This is a genomic window from Bradyrhizobium neotropicale, from assembly GCF_001641695.1.
Classification (GTDB): Bacteria; Pseudomonadota; Alphaproteobacteria; order Rhizobiales; family Xanthobacteraceae; genus Bradyrhizobium; species Bradyrhizobium neotropicale.
In genome coordinates this window covers 94,308-118,523 of sequence record NZ_LSEF01000080.1, presented here as the reverse complement: position 1 = coordinate 118,523, position 24,216 = coordinate 94,308, and the positions used below count along the sequence as shown (strand labels likewise).

21 protein-coding genes are annotated in these 24,216 nt (G+C 66.1%); 10 read left to right on the top strand and 11 right to left on the bottom strand.

Annotated features, from left to right (window positions below; translation table 11 throughout):
- Positions 1-109 precede the first annotated feature (109 nt).
- Positions 110-1,045 (top strand): ABC transporter substrate-binding protein, encoded by a 936-nt coding sequence (locus tag AXW67_RS25740; protein WP_063680207.1) that lies wholly within the window; start codon positions 110-112, stop codon positions 1,043-1,045.
- Positions 1,046-1,242: 197 nt separating this feature from the next.
- Positions 1,243-2,886, top strand: a complete 1,644-nt coding sequence (locus AXW67_RS25735) for a lysine--tRNA ligase (RefSeq protein WP_063680119.1) — start codon at positions 1,243-1,245, stop codon at positions 2,884-2,886.
- A 67-nt stretch (positions 2,887-2,953) separates the two neighbouring features.
- On the opposite strand, the gene AXW67_RS25730 is transcribed toward AXW67_RS25735, so the two are convergent.
- Together AXW67_RS25730 and AXW67_RS25725 are read right to left on the bottom strand one after the other, a co-directional pair.
- Positions 2,954-3,706, bottom strand: a complete 753-nt coding sequence (locus tag AXW67_RS25730; protein ID WP_063680117.1) for a carbonic anhydrase — start codon at positions 3,704-3,706, stop codon at positions 2,954-2,956.
- Between the two features lie 115 nt (positions 3,707-3,821).
- On the bottom strand, positions 3,822-4,475 hold the full coding sequence (locus AXW67_RS25725; RefSeq protein ID WP_145927856.1) for a S24 family peptidase: 654 nt from the start codon (positions 4,473-4,475) through the stop codon (positions 3,822-3,824).
- A gap of 205 nt (positions 4,476-4,680) precedes the next feature.
- Here AXW67_RS25725 and AXW67_RS25720 point away from each other — a divergent pair, with 205 nt between their 5' ends.
- Complete coding sequence (locus AXW67_RS25720; RefSeq protein ID WP_063680116.1) at positions 4,681-5,025, top strand: DUF952 domain-containing protein; 345 nt, start codon at positions 4,681-4,683, stop codon at positions 5,023-5,025.
- Positions 5,022-6,119 (top strand): quinone-dependent dihydroorotate dehydrogenase, encoded by a 1,098-nt coding sequence (locus AXW67_RS25715; protein WP_063680115.1) that lies wholly within the window; start codon positions 5,022-5,024, stop codon positions 6,117-6,119. The genes AXW67_RS25720 and AXW67_RS25715 overlap by 4 nt, the downstream gene beginning before the upstream one ends.
- A gap of 115 nt (positions 6,120-6,234) precedes the next feature.
- On the opposite strand, the gene AXW67_RS25710 is transcribed toward AXW67_RS25715, so the two are convergent.
- From AXW67_RS25710 to AXW67_RS25690, 5 genes are all read right to left on the bottom strand, one after another.
- Positions 6,235-7,590 (bottom strand): MATE family efflux transporter, encoded by a 1,356-nt coding sequence (locus tag AXW67_RS25710; RefSeq protein WP_063680114.1) that lies wholly within the window; start codon positions 7,588-7,590, stop codon positions 6,235-6,237.
- A gap of 1 nt (position 7,591) precedes the next feature.
- Positions 7,592-8,326, bottom strand: coding sequence for an MBL fold metallo-hydrolase (locus AXW67_RS25705; RefSeq protein ID WP_063680113.1), 735 nt, complete (start codon positions 8,324-8,326; stop codon positions 7,592-7,594).
- A gap of 76 nt (positions 8,327-8,402) precedes the next feature.
- Entirely contained in the window at positions 8,403-8,708 is a 306-nt protein-coding gene (locus AXW67_RS25700) for a DUF6460 domain-containing protein (RefSeq protein ID WP_027549720.1), read from the bottom strand.
- Positions 8,709-9,317: 609 nt separating this feature from the next.
- The gene (locus tag AXW67_RS25695) at positions 9,318-10,979 is read right to left on the bottom strand and encodes a cisplatin damage response ATP-dependent DNA ligase (RefSeq protein ID WP_063680112.1); all 1,662 of its coding nucleotides are present in this window, start codon (positions 10,977-10,979) and stop codon (positions 9,318-9,320) included.
- Positions 10,976-12,013, bottom strand: a complete 1,038-nt coding sequence (locus AXW67_RS25690; protein ID WP_063680203.1) for a ligase-associated DNA damage response exonuclease — start codon at positions 12,011-12,013, stop codon at positions 10,976-10,978. The genes AXW67_RS25695 and AXW67_RS25690 overlap by 4 nt, the downstream gene beginning before the upstream one ends.
- A 133-nt stretch (positions 12,014-12,146) precedes the next feature.
- On the opposite strand from AXW67_RS25690, the gene AXW67_RS25685 reads away from it, so the two are divergent.
- The 4 genes from AXW67_RS25685 (at position 12,147) to pdeM (ending at position 18,103) form a co-directional block, all read left to right on the top strand.
- Complete coding sequence (locus tag AXW67_RS25685) at positions 12,147-13,073, top strand: class I SAM-dependent DNA methyltransferase (RefSeq protein WP_063680111.1); 927 nt, start codon at positions 12,147-12,149, stop codon at positions 13,071-13,073.
- Positions 13,074-13,189: 116 nt separating this feature from the next.
- Positions 13,190-14,419: an ABC transporter substrate-binding protein gene (locus AXW67_RS25680; RefSeq protein ID WP_027549716.1), complete on the top strand. Its 1,230-nt coding sequence runs from the start codon at positions 13,190-13,192 to the stop codon at positions 14,417-14,419.
- A gap of 259 nt (positions 14,420-14,678) precedes the next feature.
- A complete protein-coding gene (locus tag AXW67_RS25675) occupies positions 14,679-17,255 on the top strand; it encodes a ligase-associated DNA damage response DEXH box helicase (RefSeq protein WP_063680110.1) in 2,577 nt (858 codons plus the stop codon).
- A gap of 149 nt (positions 17,256-17,404) precedes the next feature.
- The gene (gene pdeM, locus AXW67_RS25670; protein ID WP_051310470.1) at positions 17,405-18,103 is read left to right on the top strand and encodes a ligase-associated DNA damage response endonuclease PdeM; all 699 of its coding nucleotides are present in this window, start codon (positions 17,405-17,407) and stop codon (positions 18,101-18,103) included.
- Between the two features lie 19 nt (positions 18,104-18,122).
- On the opposite strand, the gene AXW67_RS25665 is transcribed toward pdeM, so the two are convergent.
- Positions 18,123-18,986, bottom strand: a complete 864-nt coding sequence (locus AXW67_RS25665; protein ID WP_063680201.1) for a LysR family transcriptional regulator — start codon at positions 18,984-18,986, stop codon at positions 18,123-18,125.
- 95 nt (positions 18,987-19,081) lie between these two features.
- Here AXW67_RS25665 and AXW67_RS25660 point away from each other — a divergent pair, with 95 nt between their 5' ends.
- Both AXW67_RS25660 and AXW67_RS25655 read left to right on the top strand, forming a co-directional pair.
- Positions 19,082-19,993, top strand: a complete 912-nt coding sequence (locus AXW67_RS25660; RefSeq protein ID WP_063680199.1) for a DMT family transporter — start codon at positions 19,082-19,084, stop codon at positions 19,991-19,993.
- 12 nt (positions 19,994-20,005) lie between these two features.
- Entirely contained in the window at positions 20,006-20,779 is a 774-nt protein-coding gene (locus AXW67_RS25655; protein ID WP_063680109.1) for an MBL fold metallo-hydrolase, read from the top strand.
- A 152-nt stretch (positions 20,780-20,931) separates the two neighbouring features.
- Here AXW67_RS25655 and AXW67_RS25650 read toward each other — a convergent pair whose 3' ends face one another.
- The 3 genes from AXW67_RS25650 to AXW67_RS44315 form a co-directional block, all read right to left on the bottom strand.
- Positions 20,932-21,702 carry a TIGR02186 family protein gene (locus AXW67_RS25650; RefSeq protein ID WP_027549710.1) on the bottom strand — a complete coding sequence of 257 codons (771 nt, stop codon included), beginning with the start codon at positions 21,700-21,702 and terminating at the stop codon, positions 20,932-20,934.
- Positions 21,699-22,616 carry a sulfite exporter TauE/SafE family protein gene (locus AXW67_RS25645; RefSeq protein ID WP_027549709.1) on the bottom strand — a complete coding sequence of 306 codons (918 nt, stop codon included), beginning with the start codon at positions 22,614-22,616 and terminating at the stop codon, positions 21,699-21,701. Before AXW67_RS25645 ends, AXW67_RS25650 begins: the two co-directional genes overlap by 4 nt.
- A 371-nt stretch (positions 22,617-22,987) precedes the next feature.
- Positions 22,988-24,216 (bottom strand): tetratricopeptide repeat protein (locus tag AXW67_RS44315; protein ID WP_245315720.1); only part of this gene is annotated, 1,229 nt, incomplete at its 5' end.

Genomic DNA, 24,216 nt, shown 5'->3' with positions numbered 1-24,216 from the left:
CATGGCGTCCGTCTGACCTCGCACCCCGGGCCATAATCCCCACTCGCCTTCGCAGCCGAATGGTCTATAAGGCCTTCCGATCCCAATGAAATTCATTCATTTTCGGCCGATGGCCCCATCGCAACAGGCGAAATCGCCCAAAACTGTCCGTGGCCTCCTGACCGGGCTGGCCGTCGGAGCGTGCCTGCTCGCAACGGTGCCAAGCGCCGAGGCGCAGGCCCCTGCCCAGCCGGCGGCCCCCCAAGCCGCGGCACCCAAAGCCGCTCCTCAAGTCGCAGCCCCCCAGGCGGTGCCCGGCTTCTGGGATCCGCGGCGGCGCCCCGAGCGGCCGGACCTGTCGCGCCTGACCGTGATCCGCTTCTTGACCGAGACCGACTATCCGCCGTTCAACTACACCGGCGCCGACGGCAATCCGGCCGGCTTCAACGTCGATCTCGCCCGCGCGCTGTGCGATGAGATCAAGGTCAGCTGCACGGTGCAGATGCGCCGCTTCGAGACGCTGGTCGATGCGCTCACCTCCAACCGGGGCGATGCCATCATCGCCTCGATGGCTGTGAGCCCGCAGCTCCGCGCGCGCGTCGATTTTACCGATCCCTATTATCGCGTGCCGGCGCGCTTCGTGTCACGCAGGGACGCGGTGATGCCGGAGATCCGCCCGGAATATCTCGAAGGCAAGAAGGTCGGCGTCATCGCGGGCTCGGCGCACGAGGCGTATCTGAAGGCGATGTTCACCGACGCCGAGCTGCACGGCTATCCCAATGACGAGGCGCTGCGCGCCGCCTTACGCAAGGGCGAGGTCGATTTCATCTTCGGCGACGCCATCTCGCTGGCGTTCTGGATCAACGGCACCGATTCGGGTGATTGCTGCGCCTTCTCCGGCGGCCCCTTCGTCGAAAGCCGCTTCTTCGGCGAGGGCATCGGCATTGCCGTGCGCAAGGGCAATGACGTGCTGCGCCAGGCCCTGAACTGGGCGCTGTTCCGGGTCTGGGAAAAAGGCCGCTACACCGATCTGTGGCTGCGCTACTTCTCGGTGAGCCCGTTTTAGCTTCACGCTCCGTTGTCAGGTCCTCATCCTGAGGAGCTTGCAAAGCAAGCGTCTCGAAGGATGAAGGCCCGGCTCTCGGCCTCGCCCTTCGAGACGCGCGCGAAGAGCGCGCTCCTCAGGGTGAGGGGTCTGAAGTCACCCCGCAAAATTGCATTCTGCCCGGAAATCGCTAATTTCCGCGGCCCGGAGGCCCCTGAATGTCCGTTATCGATCCTGCCGCCAGCCCGAGCGATCTTCGTGCGCTCGCCGAACAATCCAACGCCTGGCCGTTCGAGCAGGCGAAGGCGCTGGTCGCGCGGCTGAAGAAAAGCCCGAAGGACGAGGTGCTGTTCGAGACCGGCTACGGCCCGTCCGGCCTGCCGCATATCGGTACCTTCGGCGAGGTCGCGCGCACCTCGATGGTGCGCCATGCCTTCCGCGTGCTGACCGAGGACAGGATCAAGACGCGCCTGCTCGCCTTCTCGGACGACATGGACGGCCTGCGCAAGGTGCCGGACAACGTGCCGAACAAGGACCTCCTGGCGCAATACCTGGGACGGCCACTCACTGCCGTGCCGGATCCGTTCTCGAACGAATATCCCTCGTTCGGCGCCGCCAACAATGCGCGCCTGCGCGCCTTCCTCGATCATTTCGGCTTCGACTACGAGTTCGCAAGCTCGACCGACTATTACAAGTCGGGCCGCTTCGACGCGACGCTGCTGAAGATGCTCGCCGCCTACGATCAGATCATGGCGATCATCCTGCCGACGCTCGGCCCCGATCGCCGCGCCACCTATTCGCCGTTCCTCCCCGTCAGCAAGACCACCGGAATCGTGCTCCAGGTGCCGATGATCCGCCGCGACGTCGCCGCCGGCACCGTGACCTATGTCGATCCCGACACCAACCAGGAAGTCGAAACGCCTGTCACCGGCGGCAATGTGAAGTGCCAGTGGAAGGCCGACTGGGCGATGCGCTGGGTCGCGCTCGGCGTCGACTACGAGATGGCCGGCAAGGACCTGATCGATTCGGTGAAACTCTCCGGCGCGATCGCCAAGGCGCTCGGCGCCACGCCGCCGGAAGGCTTCAACTACGAGCTCTTCCTCGACGAGAAGGGGCAGAAGATCTCGAAGTCGAAGGGCAACGGGCTCACCATCGACGAATGGCTGCGCTACGCTTCGCCGGAATCGCTGTCGCTGTTCATGTATCGCGAGCCGAAGGCGGCCAAGCGGCTGTATTTCGACGTCATTCCGCGCAATGTCGACGACTACCAGCAGTTCATCGACGGCTTTGCCAAGCAGGATGGGAAGCAGCAGCTCGGCAATCCCGTCTGGCACATCCACAACGGCCATCCGCCGAAGGGCGACATGCCCGTCACCTTCCAGCTCCTGCTCACGCTGGTGTCGTCGTCGAATGCGGAGAATGCCGAGACGCTGTGGGGCTTCATCGGCCGCTACCGTCCCGGCGTGAGCCCGCAGACGCATCCGAAGCTGGATGCGATGGTCGGCTACGCCATCAACTATTATCGTGACTTCGTCGCGCCGACGAAGCAGTTCCGCGTGCCGACCGACACCGAGCGCGCCGCGCTGCAGGATCTGCGCGATGCGCTGTCGCAGCTGCCGCAGGAGTCATCGGCCGAGGACATCCAGAACGTCGTCTACGAGATCGGCCGCCGCGAGCCGTTCCTCGACCAGGTCAAGAAGGGCAAGGATGGCCGACCCGGCGTCACGCTCGACTGGTTCAACATGCTCTACCAGGTGCTGCTCGGTCAGGAGAAAGGCCCGCGCTTCGGCTCCTTCGTCGCCGTTTACGGCATCCAGAACGCGGTGAACATGATCGACGGCGCGCTGGCGCGCAGCGCGTAAGGGACGTGTAGCCCACCAATTGTCGTCCTGGCTTTCGCCAGGACGACAATTGGTGGCGTATTCCGTATCAGCTCGACCGCAACACGTAACGCCGGTTGTCCTTCTGCACCGGGCGCGCGTTCATCGGGTAGAGCTTTGCGAAGGCTGCGACGTCGGCGGCCGCGACCTGGATCGGATCGGTCAGCAGCAGCCATTCGACGACCTCCGAGCAGGGCGGCGTCGTCAGCGAGCCGGGATAGCGGAAGTAGCTGAGCTTTTGCGGCAGCATCGCGTGGGGATCGATGGTCGCGTCAGCCTTCATCGCAGGCCCTTCCGCAGCCGGCATGGACTTGACGATCTTGCCGAAAGACGCGTTCGCCTTGCCTTCCGCCATCAGCACGCCGACCACGGCGAGTCCGCCGGAGTCGTTGCGATGGACGAAATGCGCCTCCATCGGAAAGTTCTTGCCGCCGATCATATGCTCGCTCGGCCGGTGGAAGTGGACCTGAAGCAACTTGTACTTGACGTCACCGAGCGTCAGCGTGTTGCCTTCCGCGAAGTTGAGCTGGATCGTGTGCCCGTTGTTGACGATGGTGTCGGCGCTCTTCGCCCAGTTCAGCTTCAGGGCGGGCAATTGCGATTTGATCGCCGCCTCGATGTCGATCGGCGATTGTTGCAGGCCGACCGCGCAGGCCTTGTTGGCCGCATCGAGGTCGCCCCATTTGCCGGGACCGCCGCCGCTCTCATAGCTCCAGTGCGCGCCTTCGGCCGCGAATGCCGGCTTGCACAGCGGACACAGCGCGAGACCCGCAAGCGCCTTCAATGCATGACGTCGATTCATCCTATTCCCCCTCGATGATTCGGTGCGCAACCTAGGCGAGAGGTGTGGTGAGTCGCAATGGCGATCGCGGTGCCGCGCATGTCACCGCCCGGTCATGACACCGGGCGAAAAGCAATCACTGGCTCGCCCACACGATCCGCGCGATCCAGGCGACATCGCCGAGGGCGAGCGTGCGAGCGGCCTGAGCCGCATCGAGCGGCTGCAATTCCAGCGCCTTCGCGGTGCGGCGCATCAGCGTCGTCACCATCACCTCGCCCGCTCGGGTCTTCACCACCACGCGGTCGCCCTTGCGGATCGGCGTGCCCGGCGAGACCAGGATGACGTCGCCGTCGCGATAGGCGGGCTGTAGCGTGTCGCCGGAAATCTCCAGCGCGAAGGTGCGGCCGTCCTCTGCCGTCGGCAGCGCGACCTCGTCCCAGCCCTTGCCGGATGGAAAACCCTGATCGTCGAAATAGCCGGTTCCCTCTGCCAGCGCGAAGCCGATCAGGGGCACTGAGCGGCCGTCGCCCGGGCTGTCGTCGATCAGCTTGACGAAGGTCTCGATCGAGGACCCGGCCGCGGTGAGTGCCTTCGCGATCGATTCGGTCGAGGGCCACCGCTCGCGGCCGTCGGAGGTGACGCGCTTGGATTTGTTAAAGGTGGTGGGGTCGAGCCCGGCACGCTTGGCAAGTCCCGACGGCGACAGGCCGGCGCGCGCCGCCAGACGATCCAGCGCGCCCCAGATCTGATCGTGGGTCAGCATCCTCTGCGCTTTGGCCTGCCTGATCATGGTCGATCCGGCCCCGTCGCAACTCAGGAAAACTATCCTTTAAATCAACCGGTTTTCCGTTTTCCGTGCAAGAGGCGGCATGCAAGCCTTGAGTTCGGCTGGGGGCGCCTTTACGGTCGCGCCCGGGTTTTCAGACCCGGACGAGGCGAAAAACCCCAAGAGACTCAAAGAGCTGACTCCGAGAGCAAACAGGGCTGCGTAAGCGGTGGTCAAGATCTACAAAATCTGTCCGGCCTCGGCCTGGCGCGAGGCGGAACGGCAGGGTGTGTACCGGGGCAGCACGGACGACGCGCGCGACGGTTTCATCCATTTCTCGACCGCATCCCAGGTTCCCGAGACCGCGCGAAAGCATTTCTTCGGGCAGCGCGCGCTGTTTCTGGTCGAGGTCGACGCCGATGCGCTCGGCGCCGCCTTGCGCTGGGAACGCTCGCGCAACGACGAGCTGTTTCCGCATCTCTATGGCGAGCTCGACCTCGGCGCGGTGATCTCGGTGATCAATCTCGCGATGCGCTCCGACGGCGGTCACGATATTCCGGAGCTCTTGCCGTGATTCGCGCCTTCGACGCCCTGTCTCTGCCGGTCCTGCGCTGGCTCGATCCGGAGGATGCGCATCGGCTTGCGATCCAGGGATTGCGCTTCCTGCCGCCGGGAAAGCCCCATGACGATAATCCCAAGCTCGCGGTGCGCGCCTTCGGGCTGAATTTCCCCAATCCGATCGGCATGGCCGCGGGCTTCGACAAGAGCGCCGAGGTGCCGGATGCGCTGCTGCGGCTCGGCTTCGGCTTTGTCGAGATCGGCTCGGTGACGCCGAAGCCGCAAAGCGGTAATCCGCGGCCGCGGCTGTTTCGCCTGGAGCGCGACGAGGCCGTCATCAACCGCATGGGCTTCAACAATGACGGGGCGGAAGCCGCGCTGCGGCGTCTTGCCGCGCGCGCGCAGAATGGCGGCATCGTCGGCGTCAATGTCGGCGCCAACAAGGATTCGCCCGACCGCGTCGCCGATTACGTCAAGCTGATCGAGACCTTTGCGCCGGTCGCCAGCTATTTCACCGTCAACGTCTCCTCGCCGAACACGCCGGGCCTGCGCAATTTGCAGGAAGGCGCGCTGCTCGATGATCTCCTCGCAAGGGTGATCGACGCGCGCGAGCAGGTGCGCCAGAAGGCCGGCGACACGCCGGTGCTGCTCAAGATCGCGCCGGACCTCAGCCTCGCCCAGCTCGACGACGTCGTGCAGGTCGCGCGCGCGCGCCGGGTCGACGGCATGATCGTGTCGAACACCACGATCGCGCGGCCGAGCACGCTGCGCGAGGAGATGCGCGCCAAGGAGCAGGGCGGCCTGTCCGGCCGGCCGCTGTTCCGCCTGTCGACACGCATGGTCGCGGAGACCTATGTCCGCGTCGAGGGCGCGTTCCCGCTGATCGGCGTCGGCGGTGTCGATTCCGGCGGTGCCGCGCTGACAAAGATCCGCGCCGGCGCCAGCCTGATCCAGCTCTATTCGTCGCTGGTCTACAAGGGCCTCGGCCTCGTCGACGAGATCAAGCGCGACCTCACCTCGACGCTGTTGCGCACGGGCCGGGATTCGCTTTCCGAGATCGTCGGCGCCGACGCCGCCACGCTCACCGCGGAAGACTGGCCGGGGATGTGAGGTTCTTCGCCTCTCCCCGCTTGCGGGGAGAGGCAGGAATGCGCGCGCAGCGCGGATTCCGGGTGAGGGGACTCTCCACGAATCCAACTCTCACCGTCCTCGCGGAGACTCCCCCTCACCCCAACCCTCTCCCCGCAAGCGGGGAGAGAGGAGAAGAAAACGTCGCCCTGAACTGCGCCGGATAGCGCGCGCCCTGCAGGCCGCCGCGCGCGACGTAGAAGGCGATCAGCGCGCTCCACAGCCCGGCATTGCCGAACGATTGCAGCGCCCACCAGGCAGCAAGGAAGATCGCGAGCGAGGCCAGCATCAGATTACGCATCTCGCGCGCCCAGGTCGCGCCGACATAGATGCCGTCGAAGCCGAAGGCGAACACGCCGGGCACCGGTGCAAGCACGATGAACAGCAGGAAATCGCGCGCGGCGCGGCGGACGTCTTCGCTCGCCGTCATGAAGTCGATCATGGCCGGCCCGAACAGCGCGAACAGCACCGCGACGACCAGCGCAAAGCCAAGCCCCCACATCAGCACCAGCCGGGTCGAATCGGCAAAGCCCCTTGCGTCGCGCGCGCCAAAGGTGCGGCCGCAGAGCTGCTGGGCCGCATTGGCGAGGCCGTCGAGGAAGAAGGCGCTGACCAGCAGGAAATTGTTGAGCACCGAGTTCGCAGCCAGCGTGACGTCGCCGGCGCGCGCGCCCTTGGCGGTGAAGAACAGGAAAACCGCAATCAGCGCCGCGGTGCGGATCATGATGTCGGAGTTGACCGACAGCATCCGCATCAGCTTCACCCGGTCGAACAGGGTCGCATATGGCACCGCGAAGCCGCCGTCAGCATAACGCCGGCAGACGATCACGCCGAGGACGAAGCCGACCGTTTCCGACAGCAGCGCGGCGATCGCCGCACCCGCGATGCCGGTGTCGTAGACCAGCACCAGGAGGATGGTCGCCGCCATGTTGATGAGGTTGATGACGATCTGGAGCAGCAGCGCCGGGTTGGCGCGCGCCTGGCCGACCAGCCAGCCGAGGACGACGTAGTTGGCGAAGGCGAACGGCGACGACCATATCCTGATCATGAAGTAGGTCTTCGCAGCGCGCGTCACGCCCTCGCTGCCGCCCATCAGATCGAACAGCACGGCGGCCAGCGGCAATCGCAGCGCGATCAGCGCGGCGCCGATCAGGCCTGCGACGATGAAGCCGCGCACCAGGATCGCGCTGAGCTCGTGCGTCTCGCCCGCGCCCAGCGCCTGCGCGGTGAAGGCGAGCGTGCTCATACGCAGGAAGGCGAACAGCCAGAACAGGCAGTCGAAGATCACCGACGCCATCGCGACGCCGCCGAGCAGCGCGGCGTCGTCCAGCCGTCCGATCGCGGTGGTCGAGACCACGCCGATCAGCGGCGTGGTGAGGTTCGCGACCATCGCCGGCCCCGCGATGGCGAACACCTCGCGCGAGCCGACCCTGGGATGAACGGGGGCGTGCATGTCAGATGACGAGCATCATGCCGTCTTCGGCGGCCAGATGCGCGATGTCCTCGAGGCGCGACAGCACGTCGTCGCTCATATGGGTGAGGACGAGCCGTTTGGCGCCGATGGCGGGCAAGTGCTGTTCCAAGGTCTTCAGGCTGAGGTGATTCTTGACCACCTTCTCGTACATATAGGCCTCGGCGATGAAAAGGTCCGCGCCATGCGCCAGCGGAATGAGCGTCTCCGTCCATTCGGTGTCGGCACTGTAGGCGAGGGTGCGGCCCTCGGCCTCGACGCGATAGCCCAGGAACGGCCCGCCGGATTCGCCGTGCACGACGCCGTAGGGTGTCACCGTCACGGCGCCGAAGCTTCGGCTTTGCTCCGGCTGTAGCTCGATGACGGAGAGCTCGAAGCGCTGCTTTGTCTTCGAGGAGTGCTCGAACAGCGCTTCCATCACCTGCGCCAGCCGCGTCTCGATCCATTGCGGGCCGGCGATGGTGAGCGGCCGTGTTCGCCGCGAGAATTGCGCATCGAGCAGGAAGAAGGGCAGGCCGGCAAAATGGTCGCCGTGGAAATGCGTGATCAGGACGAGGTCGATCGCGTTGCGATCGATCTCGAACCGCTTCAGCGCCGGCAAGGCCGACGCGCCACAATCGATCAGGAAATTGGCCTCGCGCCCCGTGACGTGGAAGCAGGTGTTGAGCCTGCCGCCAGAACCGAAGGCATCGCCGCAGCCGACAAAGCGTAGTTGCATCGGCTGCGCACTCCCTAGAGCATGATCCGGAAAAGTGTGAAGCGGTTTTCCGACAAGATCGTGCTCAAAAGATAACTTATCGGCCGCGTGGCGCGCCGAAGACGCGCGACAGCAGCCAGATCGGGATCACGATGACTGCGCCGAGCAGGAAGTAGCGCCATAGCCAGTTGACGGCATCGAAGCCGAGATCCCATAGCCGCTGGAACAAGAGGCGAATGCTGTAGATGATATTCCAGGGATCGAAGCCGATCGCGGCCAGCACGACGCCAACCAGGATCGAGAGCAAAATCAGGCGAAATGCGACCGCCAGCGGCGAGCCGCCGAGAAAGCGGTTCAGGCCATCGCTGTGGCCGGCCGGCAAGTCTCTGACGTCGTTGGCCATCGCAAAAAACTCCTCGCGGGGCTATAGCCCCGATTATAGGTCACGGCGGGGCACATGGGGAACCCGCGCCCGGCCGTCAATCGGCTTACCGCATTTTAATCCGACAGCGCGCCAAAAGCGACGGTCCCGGCTCTGCGTCTCACCGAGGATTCCTTCGCCTCTCCCCGCTTGCGGGGACAGGCCGGACTGCATCGCAGATGCAATCCGGGTGAGGGGGAGCCACCGCGAGTCTTTCTGCCATCGTCCTTGCGGGAAGAGCCCCTCACCCCAACCCTCTCCCCGTAAGAACGGGGAGAGGGAGGAGATGCTGGTCTCTCGGCAAAAGCGACCGGGGCCAGGGGCCGGCGCGAGTCGCCGGAAAGCAACAGCCGGTAAGGTAAATGCGCGCGTTCCTGTGTGTGTGAACGGCTGTTGATTGCTCCCGCCCCGCCCAGGCTCTTAAGAGGGGCCGTGCGACGCCACGCGGGTGTCGCACAGGTCTGCGTCGCGGCTCGAACGGTTTGACGAGCCAAGTTCTTTAAGACCGCCATGGGACCGCCGCCGGGGCCAATTAACGGTTCTCTGCGCATAGGCTGGCTGGCGTTGCGCTGGCCGGCGGCGGGACCATTTTCAGGCGTCGACTTCCGCGGCCTCCGTTTTCAGCATCTTTTCAAGCGTCCCCAGCCGGTCCGCCTCGCGCGGCGGCTTGTCCCAGCGCAGGCGGCTGATGCGAGGAAAGCGCATGGCGACACCGGACTTGTGGCGCGGCGAGCGCTGCAGCCCCTCGAAGGCGACCTCGAGCACCAGCCCCTTGTCGGGCTCGTGCACGATATGGCGCACGGGACCGAATTTTTCCGTGGTGTTGCGGCGAACGAAGCGATCGATCTGCAACAGCTCCTCGTCCGTGAAGCCGAAATAGGCCTTGCCGACCGGCACCAGTTCGTCGCCGCTGTCGCCCTCGGTCCAGACGCCGAATGTGTAATCGGAATAATAGGACGAGCGCTTGCCGTGGCCGCGCTGCGCATACATCAGCACGGCGTCGATGATGTGTGGGTCGCGCTTCCACTTCCACCATTGTCCCTTCGGCCGTCCTGGCAGGTAGGGCGCATCGCGCCGCTTCAGCATCACGCCTTCAACGGCGTCCGCATCCTCGCCGGCTCCCGCGCTCGCGGGATCGGCGCGCGCAGCGGTGAGCGCGTCCCAGCTTGCGAAGGGAACGGTCGGCGACAGGTCGATGCGGGGGTCGTCGAGCTTCCTGATGAATACTTCCAGCCGCTCGCGGCGCTCGGCGAAGGGCAGCTCGCGCAGATCGTTCTCGTCGTCGCCGATCAGGTCGTAGGCGCGCAAATGGATCGGAAACTCCTTGATCAGCTTTGGCGAGACGACCTTGCGGTTCAGGCGCTGCTGCAGAACGTTGAAGCTTTGCACGCGGCCGTCGCGCAGGATCAGAAGCTCGCCGTCGATCGCGCCTGGCAGGCGCAGCGACGGCACGAGGTCCGGAAAGCTCCCCGTGATGTCCTCGCCGGTGCGCGAATAGAGCCGTGCCGCGATGTGCCCGCGATCGTCGCGGCCCGCGACCCCCTGCACGCGGATGCCGTCCCATTTCCATTCGGCGATGTAGTCGGCGGGATCGAGCGCCGCAAAATCCGTCTCTTCGATCGCATGCGCCAGCATCACGGGGCGGAACGGCGCGGGATCGCGATTCACCGGCTTTTCCGCGCGCCCTTCCAGCCAGGCAAACAGGTCGAGATAGGGCGGGACGAGGCCCGGCCAGATCAGCTCGACCTCATGCGGGTCCTTGTCGCCGAGCGCTGCGGCCGCGGTTTTTGCCAGACGCGCGGAGATGCCGATGCGAAGTGCGCCGGTGACGAGCTTCAGCAGTGCCCAGCGGCCGGTCTCGTCGAGCTCGTCGAGCCAGCGCGCAAGCTGTGCCGGCAGCTCGGTCTTGCCGAGCGTGCGGAGGGTGGTGACGACTTCGGTCAGCGTTGGCGGTGGTGGATTGTTGTGGGCGGCGAGTTCGGACTTCGGCCACATCAGCGCCACCGTCTCCGAGAGATCGCCGACATAATCATAAGACAAACCGAACAGCACCGGATCGGTGCGCGCCGCGATCAGGTCGCGGATCAGCCCGGGCTTGGCATGCTTGAAGCTGAGCGCGCCGGTCAGCGCGGCCAGCGCATAGCCGCGATCGGGATCGCCGACCGCGCGGAAATAGCTCGTGATCAGCCGCAGCTTGTTGTTGCGGCCGGGCTCGTAGGCAAGGCGATCCAGCAGCTCGGCGAAGCGGTTCATGCTTCGGCCTCGTCCTGAAGCGGCGTCTCGGTCTCTTCCTCGTCGCCATAGCCGACGAGATCGAGCGGCCGCGCCTGCAGGCCTTTGCTCTTGCACCAATGCACCAGCGCATCTTCCTGGCCATGGGTGACCCAGATCTCGCCGGCGCCGGTCGCGGCGATCGTCGCGGTGAGGCCGTCCCAATCGGCATGATCGGAGATCACCAGCGGCAGTTCGACACCGCGCTGTCGCGCCCGGGCGCGCACCCGCATCCACCCCGAGGCGAACGCGGTGACGGGATCGGGAAAGCGCCGGGTCCAGAGATCGGACGTCGCTGAAGGCGGCGCCAGCGTGATGGTGCCGGCGAGCGCCGCCTTCTTCACACCCTTCACGGCTCGCAGCTCGCCAAGCTCGATCCCGCGGCTCTGGTAGTAATGCGTGATCGCCTCCATCGCGCCATGCAGATAGATCGGCGCGTCGTAGCCGGCCGCGCGCAGCAGCGCGATCACGCGCTGCGCCTTGCCGAGCGAATAGGCGCCGACGAGATGTGCGCGCTCCGGAAACACCGCGACCGAGGCCAGCAGCTTCTTCACCTCATCGGCCGCATCGCCGTGCCGGAACACCGGCAGCCCGAACGTCGCCTCCGTGATGAAGACGTCGCCGGGCACGAGCTCGAACGGGGTGCAGGTCGGGTCCGGCGCGTCTTTGTAATCGCCGGAGGCAACGATGCACGTGTTTTTGCAGGTCACCGCGATCTGCGCCGAGCCCAGCACATGGCCGGCCGGGTGAAACTTGACGCCGACATCGCCGAGCCGGATCTCCTCGCCATAGCGGATCGCTTGCGTCGAGCCGGCAAAATTCTCGCCGTAGCGCAGCCGCATCATGTCCAGCGTTTCCTGTGTCGCCAGCACCGCGCCATGACCGGCGCGGGCATGGTCGGAATGGCCGTGGGTGATCACGGCCCGTTCGACCGGGCGGACAGGATCGATATGGAAGCCGCCCGGCTTGCAGCACAGGCCGGCAGCAGCTGGCAGCAGGATGTCTTGCGGACGCATGCCGTTCATATAGGGCGCCGGTGCCCCAATGTTCACCCGTCATGCGTGGGCTTGACCCGCGCATCCATCGCCCTAAACAGTGCTTTTTTGATGGATTGCCGGGCGAGCCGGCAAGACGAGTGTTGGTTCCCCAATGCCCCTGCGTCTGTTTTTGTCCTCCGGCGATCTGATGGCCGACCGCCGCTTCGAGTTTGCGCGCGACCTCCAGCTCAAGGGCGACCTGCCTGCCGCCGCCGATCTCCTCGAGCAGGCGATCGAGCTCGCGCCGAACTTCACCTCGGCCTGGTTCACGCTCGGTGAGATTCGTCAGCAACTCGGCGAGCGCGACAAGGCCATCGCGGCCTTCCGGGAAGCGCGCCGATCCGATCCCGAGGACCAGCACGGCGCCGGCCTGCATCTGATGCGGCTCGGCGACACGCAACTGTCCGAAATGCCAAAGGCCTATGTGCAGGCGCTGTTCGATCAATACGCGCCGCGCTTCGAGCACGCGCTGATCAACGATCTCGGCTATCGCGCGCCTAGCCTGATCTTCAAGGCGGTGCTGGCCGCGCGCGTCGCCGCGAAGAAGCCGGCCTTCTTCAAGCGCGCCATCGATCTCGGCTGCGGCACGGGGCTGGCTGCCAGCGCTTTCGTGAAGCAGGTCGATCATTTCATCGGCATCGATCTTTCGCCCGGCATGATCAAGGAGGCGCAGGCCACCGGGCTCTATGCCGAGCTCGAAGTCGCCGACATGATCGAAGGCCTGCGCGACAAGGCCGACGCGAGTGCGAACCTGGTCGTGGCGGCGGATGCGTTCGTGTACCTCTCCGACCTTGCGCCGGTGCTGAGTGAAGCCAGGCGCGTGCTCGCGCCCGGCGGCACGCTCGCCTTCACGCTGGAGACGCATGACGGCAGCGGCGTCATGCTCGGCGATGGCCTGCGCTATGCCCATTCCGCGGAATATGTGCGCGGCGCGATCGCCAAGGCCGGACTCAAGCTCCTTACATTGGAGCCGGCGTCCCCGCGCAACGAGAACAACGAGCCGGTGCGCGGTCTCGTCGTCGTTGCCGAGAAAACTTGAGTCTAGGCGCTGCGCACGCAGCGATTTGAGCGTCATTGCGTCGCAAAGCTGCGACTTCCCACTTGCGACGCGTGCGGCGATGCCAGCACAATGCGCGCATTAGGGAGAAAACAACAATGACAAGGAATCCATCGCGGCGCGATTTCAGCGCCGCTGCGTTCGCCACCATCGCAGCATCCACTCTGCCCGCGCCTTACGTCTGGGCCGCGGAGAAGAAATATGATGCGGGCGCGAGCGACACCGAGATCAAGATCGGGCAGACCGTGCCGCATTCCGGTCCCGGCTCGCTCTATGGCGTGCTGGGGCGCATCGGCGAAGCCTATTTCCAGATGCTGAACGAGAAGGGCGGCATCAACGGGCGCAAGATCAAGTTTCTTACCCTCGACGACGCCTACAGCGCGCCGAAATGCGTCGAGGCGACGCGGCGCCTGGTCGAGCAGGAGGAGGTCCTCGCGCTCTATGGTTCGCTCGGTACCGCGCCGCAGACCGCCGTGCACAAATACCTGAACTCCAAGGGCGTGCCGCAGCTCCTGCTCAACACCGGCGCGTCCAAGTGGAATAATCCGAAAGAGTTCAAGTGGACGATGGCGGGCCTGCCGCTGTATCCGACCGAGGCGCGCATCCTGGCGCGGCACGTCGTCAGCGTGAAGCCGAATGCGAAGATCGGCATCCTCTACCAGAACGATGATTTCGGCCGCGACTTCCTCGGCCCGTTCAAGAAGGTGCTGGCGGATGCCGGCGGCACCGCGCAGGTGATCATGGAGCAGACTTACGATCTGAGCGATCCGACCGTCGACTCCCAGCTCATCAATCTCTCGAAGTCGGGCGCGGACGTTTTCTACAACATCACCACCGGCAAGGCGACGTCGCAGTCGATCCGCAAGGTCGCCGAGCTCGGCTGGAAGCCGCTGCAACTCCTGTCGGCCGGCTCGACCGGCCGCTCGATCCTCAACGCTGCGGGCCTCGAGAACGCCACCGGCATCGTCGCCATCCGCTACAACAAGGAGGTCGGCCTGCCGAAGTGGGAGAAGGATCCGGACGTGATGGCGTTCGAGGAGCTGCGCAAGAAATATTTGCCCAGCATCGATCCCGACAACACCATCGCCTTCGCCGGCTACGGCCAGGCCGTCACCATGGGCGAGATTTTGCGCCGTTGCGGCGACGATCTCACCCGGGCCAACGTGCTGAAGCAGGCCTCCACGCTCGCCGGCTTCCACTCGCCCTACTTCCTCGACGGCGTCACCTACAGCTACACGCCCGAGGACTACACGCCGATGAAGACGCTCTTCATCTCCACCTTCAGCGGCACGGATTGGGACATCTCCGATAAGCCGATGTCGGAGTAGAAGCCGCTTGCGACGCTGCCAATTCTCCCTCTCCCCGTTCTTACGGGGAGAGGTCGGGGTGAGGGGCTCTTCCGCGGGTTCGATAGCAGTGCCGCAGGGTGGGCAAAGGCGCTCTTGCGCCGTGCCCACCACCTCTCCGGTCATCCTGGCGCGAATGGTGGGCACGCTTCGCTTTGCCCACCCGACGGGAGCGTCACGCGGCAGGCGCGGTGAAGCCCACCCCTCGACGAACCCGCCCCCACGGCTTACCTCTTACGCCGTGCCGCCCCGTATCCTCAAAATATCGGCCGAGCCGGCCGCGTTGCTGCCCGACCGCTTCCAGGCGTGGTTCGCGGGCCGCGGCTGGTCGCCGCGCGAACATCAATTGGCGCTGCTGGAGAAGGCGCGCGAGGACCGCTCCGCGCTCCTGATCGCGCCCACCGGCGCCGGCAAGACGCTTGCGGGATTTCTGCCGACGCTGGTGGAGCTGTCGTCTTCCTCCCTTGAGGCGCGGGCAGGTGAGAGCGGCAAGGTCATCTCCACCGGCCGCGGCGTGCAGCGCGCCGGCGGTCTGCACACCCTCTACATCTCGCCGCTCAAGGCGCTCGCCGTCGACATCGCGCGCAACCTGGAGCGGCCGATTGCCGAGATGGGGCTGCCGGTCAAGGTCGAGACCCGCACCGGCGACACGCCGGTGTCGCGGCGCCAGCGGCAACGGCGTTATCCGCCGGACATTTTGCTGACGACGCCGGAGCAGCTCGCGCTCTTGCTCTCCTCCGACGATGCGCCGTTCCTGTTCTCTTCGCTGAAGCGCATCGTGCTCGACGAGCTGCATGCGCTGGTGACGTCCAAGCGCGGCGATCTGCTCTCGCTGGGCCTCGCACGGCTGTGGCGGCTGGCACCCGGGATACGCGCGATCGGATTGTCGGCGACCGTGGCCGAGCCCGATCAGCTCGCGCGCTTCCTGGTGCCGCAGCCCGAAGGCAAGGAAGCAGCCGCTGATATCGTCATCGCGGGCGGCGCGGCCCCGCCGCTGGTCGAGATGCTGGATACCCGCGAACGGCTGCCCTGGGCCGGCCACGGCGCGCGCCATGCGCTTCCCGAAGTCTATGAGCTGATCAAGCAGAACAAGACCACGCTCGTCTTCGTCAACACCCGCAGCCAGGCCGAGATGCTGTTCCAGGACCTCTGGCGCATGAACGACGACGGCCTTGCGATCGCGCTGCATCACGGCTCGCTCGACGTCGCGCAGCGCCGCAAGGTCGAGGACGCGATGGCGGCCGGAAAACTGCGAGGCGTGGTCTGCACCTCCTCGCTCGACCTCGGCGTCGACTGGGGCGACGTCGATCTCGTCGTCAATATCGGCGCGCCAAAGGGATCCTCACGCCTGATGCAGCGTATCGGCCGCGCCAATCACCGCCTGGACGAGGCCTCACGCGCGGTGCTGGTACCCGCGAACCGCTTCGAGGTCCTGGAATGCAGCGTCGCGATCGACGCCATCGCGGAGAATGCGCAGGACACGCCGCCGCTTCGCACCGGCGCGCTCGACGTGCTGGCGCAGCACGTGCTCGGCTGCGCCTGCGGCGAGCCGTTTCTCAGCAACGAGCTCTATGGCGAAGTGCGAACCGCCGCGCCCTACGCAGATCTTGCGCGACAGGATTTCGACGACGTCGTCGATTTCGTCGCAACGGGCGGCTACGCGCTGAAAACCTATGAGCGCTTCGCCCGCATCAAGCGGGACAAGCAGGGCCGCTGGCGCGTCGCCAATCCAAAGGTGCGGCAGAGCTATCGCCTCAATGTCGGCACCATCGTCGAAGAGCCGATGCTCAAGGTGCGGCTGGTGCGCTCGCGCTCCACCGGCAGCGGTTCGACCGGTGCGATCGCCCGCGGAGGCCGCGTGCTCGGCGAGATCGAGGAGTATTTCATCGAGGGCCTGAGTCCCGGCGACACTTTTGTGTTCGGCGGCGAGGTCGTTCGCTACGAGGCGCTGGCCGAGGACCAGGTCTATGTCTCGCGCGCCAACGACAGGGATCCAAAAGTGCCGTCCTACATGGGCGGCAAGTTTCCGCTCTCGACCTATCTCGCCGAACGCGTGCGCCGCCTGCTCGACGACAAGCGCGCGTGGAATGGTCTGCCCGAGCAGGTGCGCGACTGGCTGTCGCTGCAAAAGGATGTCTCGCGCGTGCCCGGCGTGCGCGAGCTTCTGGTCGAGACGTTTCCGCGCGGCAGCAGGCATTATCTCATCTGCTACCCGTTCGAAGGCCGGCTCGCGCACCAGACCCTCGGCATGCTGCTCACGCGCCGGCTCGAGCGCGCCCGGGCCCGGCCGCTCGGCTTCGTCGCCAATGAATATGCGGTGGCGATCTGGGGGCTCGGCGATGCCTCCTTCATGATCCGCAACGGCCAGCTCGATCTCGATGCGCTGTTTGCCCCCGACATGCTCGGCGACGACCTGGAGGCGTGGCTCGCGGAATCCGCGCTGATGAAGCGCATGTTCCGCAATTGCGCGCTGATCTCCGGCCTGATCGCGCGCCGCTTCACCGACGAGGACAAGAGCCGCCGCCAGGTGCTGTTCTCGACCGATCTCGTCTACGACGTCCTGCGCAAGCACCAGGCCGACCATGTCCTGCTGCGTGCTGCGCGCGCCGATGCCGCCACCGGCCTGCTCGACCTGCGCCGTCTCGGCGCCATGCTCGCGCGCATCCAGGGCCGCATCACCCACCGGGAACTCGATCACGTCTCCCCGCTCGCCGTCCCCGTGATGCTGGAAATCGGCCGCGAGTCAGTTTATGGCGAAGCTGCAGACGAACTCTTGGCCGAAGCCGCCGATGAGCTCGTCAAAGAGGCGATGTCGTAGACTGCTGCAACAATGACTTTTCGGGGCGCAATTCTCTCCATGTCGTCATGCCCGGGCAAAAGCGCGGAGCGCGTCTTCAATTGGAAGACCCGGGCATCCACGCCTTGCTTGCCGCGGCGAGAACGTGGATGGCCGGGACAAGCCCGGCCATGACGGAGCAAGCGGCGCTGCAAATCACGTCAACGCGCAGTTTGGATATCGCGGGCGCATCATTTCACGCCGATCTCTCCGGCGCTCTCTTTTGGGAAGAGCAGCATCTGCTCGTCGTCTCCGACCTGCATCTGGAAAAAGGCTCCAGCTTCGCCGCGCGCGGCGTGCTGCTGCCGCCTTACGACACCGTCGCGACGCTCGGTCGTCTCGCCGCAGTCGTCGCTCGCCATGATCCCCGCGTCGTCATCGCGCTCGGCGACAGTTTTCACGATCGCAGCGCGCATGAGCGTCTCTCGGCCGAAGATCGCGACAGCGTGGCCGCACTCCAGGAGGGGCGCGACTGGATCTGGATCTCCGGCAATCACGATCCTGCGTTGCCGCGCGATCTCGGCGGCACCATCGCCGACGAAGTCGCGATCGGGCCGATCACCTTCCGCCACGAGCCGACCGGCACAACCGGCGAGATCGCCGGCCATCTGCATCCCAAGGCGCGCGTCTCGGCGCGCGGCCGCTCGATGGAGCGGCGCTGCTTCGCCTGTGACGGAATGCGCGCCGTGATGCCCGCCTTCGGGGCCTATGCCGGCGGCCTCAGCATCCGCGACGCCGCATTCGCAAAGATCTTCCCGAAGAACGGTTTTGTCGCGCACCTGCTCGGCGACCGTCGCGTGCACGCGATCGCCGCGTCGCGGTGTTATTGAGATTACGCGTCCAATAAGATCACGCCGCCTTCGCCTGGACGTCATCGCAAAACTCCGCGAGCCTGTCCGCGAGCCGCAGCGTCGCGGGGCTTGCATCCGGCGAAGCCATCAGTGCCACTTCCGTCCGGTTGATCGGCGCAAAGCCGTCCTTCGTCGTCAGCACGCGGTGATCGGTCTGGATCGCCATCTCCGACAAGATGCTCAGGCCCATGCCGGCGGCGACAGCGGCCTGGATGCCGGCGAGGCTCGATGAGGTGTAGGCCATGTGCCAGGGCCGCCCGGCGCTTTCGAGCGCGTGGATGGCGCCGGCACGGTAGAGGCAGCCGAGCGGAAAGCCGATCAGCGGCACCGAGGTGACATCGGCATTGATCGGATGGCTCTTGCTGGTGACCCAATGTACCTGCTCCGGCCACACCGCGATCGCGCCTTTCTCGCCGGCCTCGCGCTTGTAGAGCGCCAGATCAAGCTCGCCGCGCTCGAGGTCGCGGCTGAGGTTCTTGCTCTGATCGGCGCGCACATCGAGGCGCAGGCCCGGATGCGAACGCGAGAACGCGCCCAGCAGCTTTGCCAGTCGATACGCGGCAAAATCCTCGGGAATGCCGAGGCGGATTGCACCCTCGCCATCGGGCTGGCGCAGCACGTCGCGCGCCTCCTCGGCCAGCGAGAGCAGCCGCCTCGCATAGGAGAGCAGGCGCTCGCCGGCTTCGGTCGGGCGCACGTCCTTGCCGTCCCGGTGCAGCAGCACCTGGCCGACATCCTCCTCCAGCCGCTTGATCTGCTGGCTCACGGTCGATTGCGTGCGGTGGACGCGCTCGCTGGCGCGGGTGAAGCCGCCGGCCTCGACCACCGAGACGAAGCTGCGCAGGAGCTCCAGATCGAGCATGGGCATCTCCATTCGAAAATCCACTGATCGGCAGTTAATCATTTAATTTCCAAATGGCAAGCGGGGTCCCTAGATCGGGGCTCAGGAGAATGTTCATGTCGCTCGCCCCCTCGATCTCGGTTCCCCGCAGCCGCTTCAACCTGCTGCCGCTCACCATCGGCCTGTTCTGCCTGCTCTGGAGCTACGCCTTCGTCGCCGGCAAGATCGGCGTCACCCATTGCCCGCCCCTGATCCTGCTCGCGGCGCGCTTCTCGCTCGCCGGCATCCTGATCCTCGGCACAACGCTGGTCCGCGGCGACGGCTGGGCGCTGTCCTGGCGCGATGCCGCGATCTTCGCCGTGCTCGGCATCGCCAACAACGCGCTCTATCTCGGCCTCGGCTACACCGGCCTGCAATCGGTCTCCGCCGGCCTCGGCGGGCTGATCGTGTCGGCCAACCCGGTATTCACGGCCGCGCTTGCGGCGCTGTTCCTCGGCGAAGGCATGACCTGGCGCAAGGCGGGCGGCCTCTTGCTCGGCGTCATCGGCGTGACACTGATCGTCTGGCACCGCCTGTCGGTCGGCACCGACAGCTTGCACGGTATCGTGTTCACGCTGGCTTCGCTCGCCTCCATCGTCGCCGGTACCATCCTGTTCAAGCTGCTCGCGCCGAAGGGAAGCTTGTGGATCGGCAACGGTATCCAGAATCTCGCCGCCGGCATCGTGCTGACGCCGGTGGCGCTGACCTTCGCGGACATCCATGCGATCGACTATACGCCGGGCCTGGTCGGTGCCTTCGCCTTCCTCGTGCTCGGCGGCTCGATCCTGGCCTATCTGCTCTGGTTCCATCTCCTGAAAGTGTGCGGCGCCACCGCTGCGAGCGCGTATCATTTCCTGATGCCGCCGCTCGGCATGCTGTTCGCCTTCCTGGTGCTCGGCGAGCATGTCGAGGCGCGTGACCTCTTTGGGATCATTCCGGTCGCGCTCGGCATTTACCTGGTGACGCGCCCCGCAGCGAAGTCTTCTTAAGGAGAGTTCAGCATGCCCGTTTCCATCACCCTGATCGGAGGCCCGACCGCGCTGATCGAGATCGACGGCTTTCGCCTGCTGACCGATCCGACCTTCGATGCACCCGGTGCCTACCAGCTGCCCCATGTGAAGCTGGAGAAAACGATCGGGCCCGCGCTGAAGGCCGATGCGATCGGCCCGGTCGATGCGGTCCTGCTTAGCCACGACCAGCATTCGGACAATCTCGACAATTCCGGCCGCGAGTTTCTCTTCAAGGTGAAGCGCGTGCTGACGACCGAGGCCGGCGCCAAACGCCTCGGCGGCCATGTCGAGGGCCTCGCGCCCTGGGAGACTGCTCGCGTGAGGGACGGCTACGGCAACACGCTGACGATTACGGCCACGCCCGCGCGCCACGGTCCGGCCGGCATCGAGCCGCTGTCGGGCGATGTCATCGGTTTTGTGGTGTCGTCGAGCCGGAAGGAGACCCGCCCGGTCTATATCAGCGGCGACACCACCTGGTTCGACGGCGTCGCCGAGGTCGCGCGCCGCTTCAAATGCGGCGTCGTGCTGCCCTTCGCCGGCGCGGCGCAAACGCGCGGACCGTTCCATCTCACCATGGACACCAACGACACCGTCGAGACCGCGCGCGCCTTTCCCCAGGCGATGATCGTGCCGCTGCACACCGAAGGCTGGGCGCATTTCCGCCAGAACGGCGAGGACCTGCGCAAGACCTTTGATGCGCTCGGCTTCGGCCCGCGGCTGCGATTGCTGGAGCCGGGTCTGCCGACGGTGATCGAGGCGCCGTGATGCAAGCTGTCATTCCGGGGCGACGCGAAGCGTCGAGCCCGGAATCCATTGCACCACCAACTCCGCTGATCGATGGATTCCGGGCTCGCGCTTCCGCCTTCGCTCTTCGAGCTTCGGCGGACAAGTCGCGCGCCCCGGAATGACAGTCCCCCTCAATCCTTCCGGAACACGATCGACGCCATCCATCCCGTCATCAGCGCCATCGCCGCCGTGGCGAGGCCGTAGATCAATCCGTTCTGCCGCGCGCTCGTCGCCACGAACTGCTCAAAGCCGACCTTGACGATCTCGAACGCGGTCTCGGTCTTGCCGATGAACGCGCCATTGGCGAACAGCTTGATCTCGACCTCATAGGTGCCGATCGGCACCTCCGCGGGCAGGGGAATGCCGGTGCGGAACAGCGTCGGCGTCAGGAACGTCACCGCGCTCGCGTCCTCGCGATAGAGGCCGCGCTGCGTGCGCAGCCGGATGAAGGCCGATCGGAATACATCGTTCGGCACCACGTCGGCATAGTCGCCGCCGACGCGCTGCATCAGCAGCACGTTGTTGAGCCCGATCTGCTGCCGCCGCGCGATCTCCGCTGACGTGATCTGGTCGAACGGACGGTTGGCGAACAGCGCGAGATAGCTCGGCACCTGCAGGAACTGCCGGTAGTCGGTGTTGATCCAGATGCCGAAGGTGCGCTCCTTGCGCCGCGTCACCATGTCGGCGCGCGGGCCGATCACGGTGACCACGAGGTCGTAGGCGGTGCGGTCGGCCGGCGTCGAGGCGTCGCGCTCGACGGAGCCGAACAGCACCAGCTCCTCGCCGGAATAGTTCGGCGTCACCGTGACGCGGTGGTTGGAGACCGACACGATCAGCCGCTCGGCCCGCGCGGACGTGCCGAGCAGCAGGACGAGGAGGGCGGCGATCAGCGCGCGCATCATCCTGTCACCCCCAGCTCGCGGATGGTGAAGAGATCCTCGGGCCGGATCACGAGCTCGACGGCGAAGCGGATGCCGACCGAGAGGATCAGAATGCCGAGCAGCAGGCGCAGTTGCTCGCCGCGAATACGCTGGCCGGCGCGCGCCCCGAACTGCGCGCCGGTGACGCCGCCGACCATCAGGATCAGCGCCAGCACGGCGTCGACGAGGTGATTGGTCACCGCATGCAGCATGGTCGCGAACAGCATGGTGACGAGGGTGAGGATCATCGACGTCCCGATCACCGTCGAGGTCGGCACCCGCAAGAGATAGATCATGATCGGCACCAGGATGAAGCCGCCGCCGATGCCCATGACGGCGCCGATGAAGCCGATCACGATGCCGACGATTACCACCGGGATCACCGAGAGATAGATCTTCGAGCGCTTGAACCGCATCTTCAGCGGCAGGCCGTGGATCCAGTTGTGGGTCCGCCGCGGCGGTACGGTGCCGCGCCGCGTCCGCATCAGGGCGCGCAGGCCTTCCGAGAACATCAGGCTGCCGACGGTGGTGAGCAGGATGACGTAGGACAGCGCGATCATCAGGTCGAGCTGGCCGAGCGCGCGCAACTGCGTGAACGTCCACACGCCGAGCGCGGTGCCGGTGACGCCGCCGGATAACAGCACGGCCGCAAGCGCGGGATCGATCGCGCGTCTGCGCCAATAGGTGATCGCGCCGGAGAACGACGAGGCGGCAATGTGGCTCGCGACGGAGGCGACCGCGACCGCCGGCGTGATGCCGATGAAGATCAGAAGCGGCGTCATCAGGAAGCCGCCGCCGATCCCGAACATGCCGGAGACGAACCCGACCGCGGCGCCCATCGCCAGCACCAGGAAGACGTTGACGGGGAGATCGGCGATCGGGAGGTAGAGTTGCATCGGACCGAAGCTCCGGCGAGACGGATCGATTTCGCGGAATGCTCGCGGGAGAGCGGAACGATTGCCGCGTCCCTCAATAGCCGAATTTGATGCGGGGCGGATCAGGAATTTTGGGCGCGGTGAAGGGGCGGGACGAGAGCGTCATGAAACCGGGCGTGATCGTTACGACCACGCAGGTGTGCTCCCTCCCCGCTTGCGGGGGAGGGTTGGGGAGAGGGTGCCTCCGCAGTGAGACTCCCCAAGAGGACAAAGCCCTCACCCGGCGCTCACGGGACGATGCTTCGCATCGCCCGGGGATCGCCGACCTCTCCCGCAAGCGGGAGAGGTGCACCGAGCCTGCGGCCCGGTTGGTTTGATCTAGCTATTTCGCTTTAGTGCGCGGCCGAGGCCGTGCGCCTGGCGGCGACGGGCTTCGGCGCGGGCTTGGCGTTCGCCTGCGGCGCGCTGTCCCAGCCGCCGGGAGGCGCCAGGACGTTGACGGCGTCGTCGGGCTGCGGTTCGGCGCTGAAGGTCTGGATCGCGAGCTTGGCGGCGGCGAGTGACTGCGGGTCGAGGCGCTTGGCGACGTCGTCGCGCTTGCCTGCCGCGTCGGCATCGCCCTGGGCCGCAGCTAAGCTGAACCATTTGAAGGATTCGGCGAGGTTCTGTTCGACTCCGATGCCGCGGGCGTAGAGGATGCCGAGGTTGTACTGGCTGTCGGCGACGCCGCGATCGGCCGCTTTGCGGAACCATTGCGCAGCGCTCTTGTAATTGGCGCCGCGTCCGCCGCCGTCGGCGTCGAGCACCGCGAGATTGTGCATCGCCTTGGCATTGCCGCGCTCGGCGGCCTGCGTGTAGTAGCGGCGGGCGATGTCGGCGTCCTTCTTCACGCCGAGGCCCTTCTCGTAGAGCGTGCCGAGGCGGAAGGTCGCGGGCACCACTCCGGCCTGCGCCGCGCGGTCGTACCATTTGGCGGCTTCGTCGTAATTCGTCGCGACGCCCTTGCCTTCGGCGAAGCGCAGGCCGATCTCGTAAGCCGCGGTCGCATCGCCCTTCATCGCGGCCGTGCGCAGCGCGGGACCGCCGATGCCGTCAGGCAGCTTTTCGCTCGGCGGCACCTGGATCTGGCCGAGCCGCGCGCGGCTCGCCATTGGAAGCGCGCCGGTGATGTCGTTGCTCGCCGCGGGTGGGGGCGGCGGAGCAGCCGGCGCGGGCGGAATTTCGACCGATGCCGTGCTGCCCGAGTTCGCTGCGGGCGCGGGGGCGGCATTGTTCTGTGACTGCCGGCCGATCGGCGTCGGCGAGGTCATGGACGGCGTGATCTGCTCGGGCGCGCTGGGTTTGCTCTCGGCAGGCGGCGGCGGGAGCTGCGGCGCCGGCTGGCTCGACGTATTCTCCATCGCCTGCGGCGCCGGCGCGCTACCGCTGCCATCCAGCAGGTTCATCGCCATCTTGAAGGTGCCAAGCACGATCACGACCACGCTGGCGCCGACCAGCAGCGAGCGGATCTTCGAGGTGATCGTCGAGGTGCCGTCCTTGCTGTTGTCCTTGGCGCGGCCGGCGGTCGCTGCCTTGGCGCCGCGCGCGGGTTTCTCGGGCTGCGCGGCGGCCGCCTGCGCGG

Coding starts and splice junctions, on each gene's coding strand:
- AXW67_RS25740 (WP_063680207.1), top strand. CDS start 110: ATGGCCCCATCGCAACAGGCGAAATCGCCCAAAACTGTCCGTGGCCTC.
- AXW67_RS25735 (WP_063680119.1), top strand. CDS start 1,243: ATGTCCGTTATCGATCCTGCCGCCAGCCCGAGCGATCTTCGTGCGCTC.
- AXW67_RS25730 (WP_063680117.1), bottom strand. CDS start 3,706: ATGAATCGACGTCATGCATTGAAGGCGCTTGCGGGTCTCGCGCTGTGT.
- AXW67_RS25725 (WP_145927856.1), bottom strand. CDS start 4,475: ATGATCAGGCAGGCCAAAGCGCAGAGGATGCTGACCCACGATCAGATC.
- AXW67_RS25710 (WP_063680114.1), bottom strand. CDS start 7,590: ATGCACGCCCCCGTTCATCCCAGGGTCGGCTCGCGCGAGGTGTTCGCC.
- AXW67_RS25705 (WP_063680113.1), bottom strand. CDS start 8,326: ATGCAACTACGCTTTGTCGGCTGCGGCGATGCCTTCGGTTCTGGCGGC.
- AXW67_RS25700 (WP_027549720.1), bottom strand. CDS start 8,708: ATGGCCAACGACGTCAGAGACTTGCCGGCCGGCCACAGCGATGGCCTG.
- AXW67_RS25695 (WP_063680112.1), bottom strand. CDS start 10,979: ATGAACCGCTTCGCCGAGCTGCTGGATCGCCTTGCCTACGAGCCCGGC.
- AXW67_RS25690 (WP_063680203.1), bottom strand. CDS start 12,013: ATGCGTCCGCAAGACATCCTGCTGCCAGCTGCTGCCGGCCTGTGCTGC.
- AXW67_RS25685 (WP_063680111.1), top strand. CDS start 12,147: ATGCCCCTGCGTCTGTTTTTGTCCTCCGGCGATCTGATGGCCGACCGC.
- AXW67_RS25680 (WP_027549716.1), top strand. CDS start 13,190: ATGACAAGGAATCCATCGCGGCGCGATTTCAGCGCCGCTGCGTTCGCC.
- pdeM (WP_051310470.1), top strand. CDS start 17,405: ATGACGGAGCAAGCGGCGCTGCAAATCACGTCAACGCGCAGTTTGGAT.
- AXW67_RS25665 (WP_063680201.1), bottom strand. CDS start 18,986: ATGCTCGATCTGGAGCTCCTGCGCAGCTTCGTCTCGGTGGTCGAGGCC.
- AXW67_RS25660 (WP_063680199.1), top strand. CDS start 19,082: ATGTCGCTCGCCCCCTCGATCTCGGTTCCCCGCAGCCGCTTCAACCTG.
- AXW67_RS25655 (WP_063680109.1), top strand. CDS start 20,006: ATGCCCGTTTCCATCACCCTGATCGGAGGCCCGACCGCGCTGATCGAG.
- AXW67_RS25650 (WP_027549710.1), bottom strand. CDS start 21,702: ATGATGCGCGCGCTGATCGCCGCCCTCCTCGTCCTGCTGCTCGGCACG.
- AXW67_RS25645 (WP_027549709.1), bottom strand. CDS start 22,616: ATGCAACTCTACCTCCCGATCGCCGATCTCCCCGTCAACGTCTTCCTG.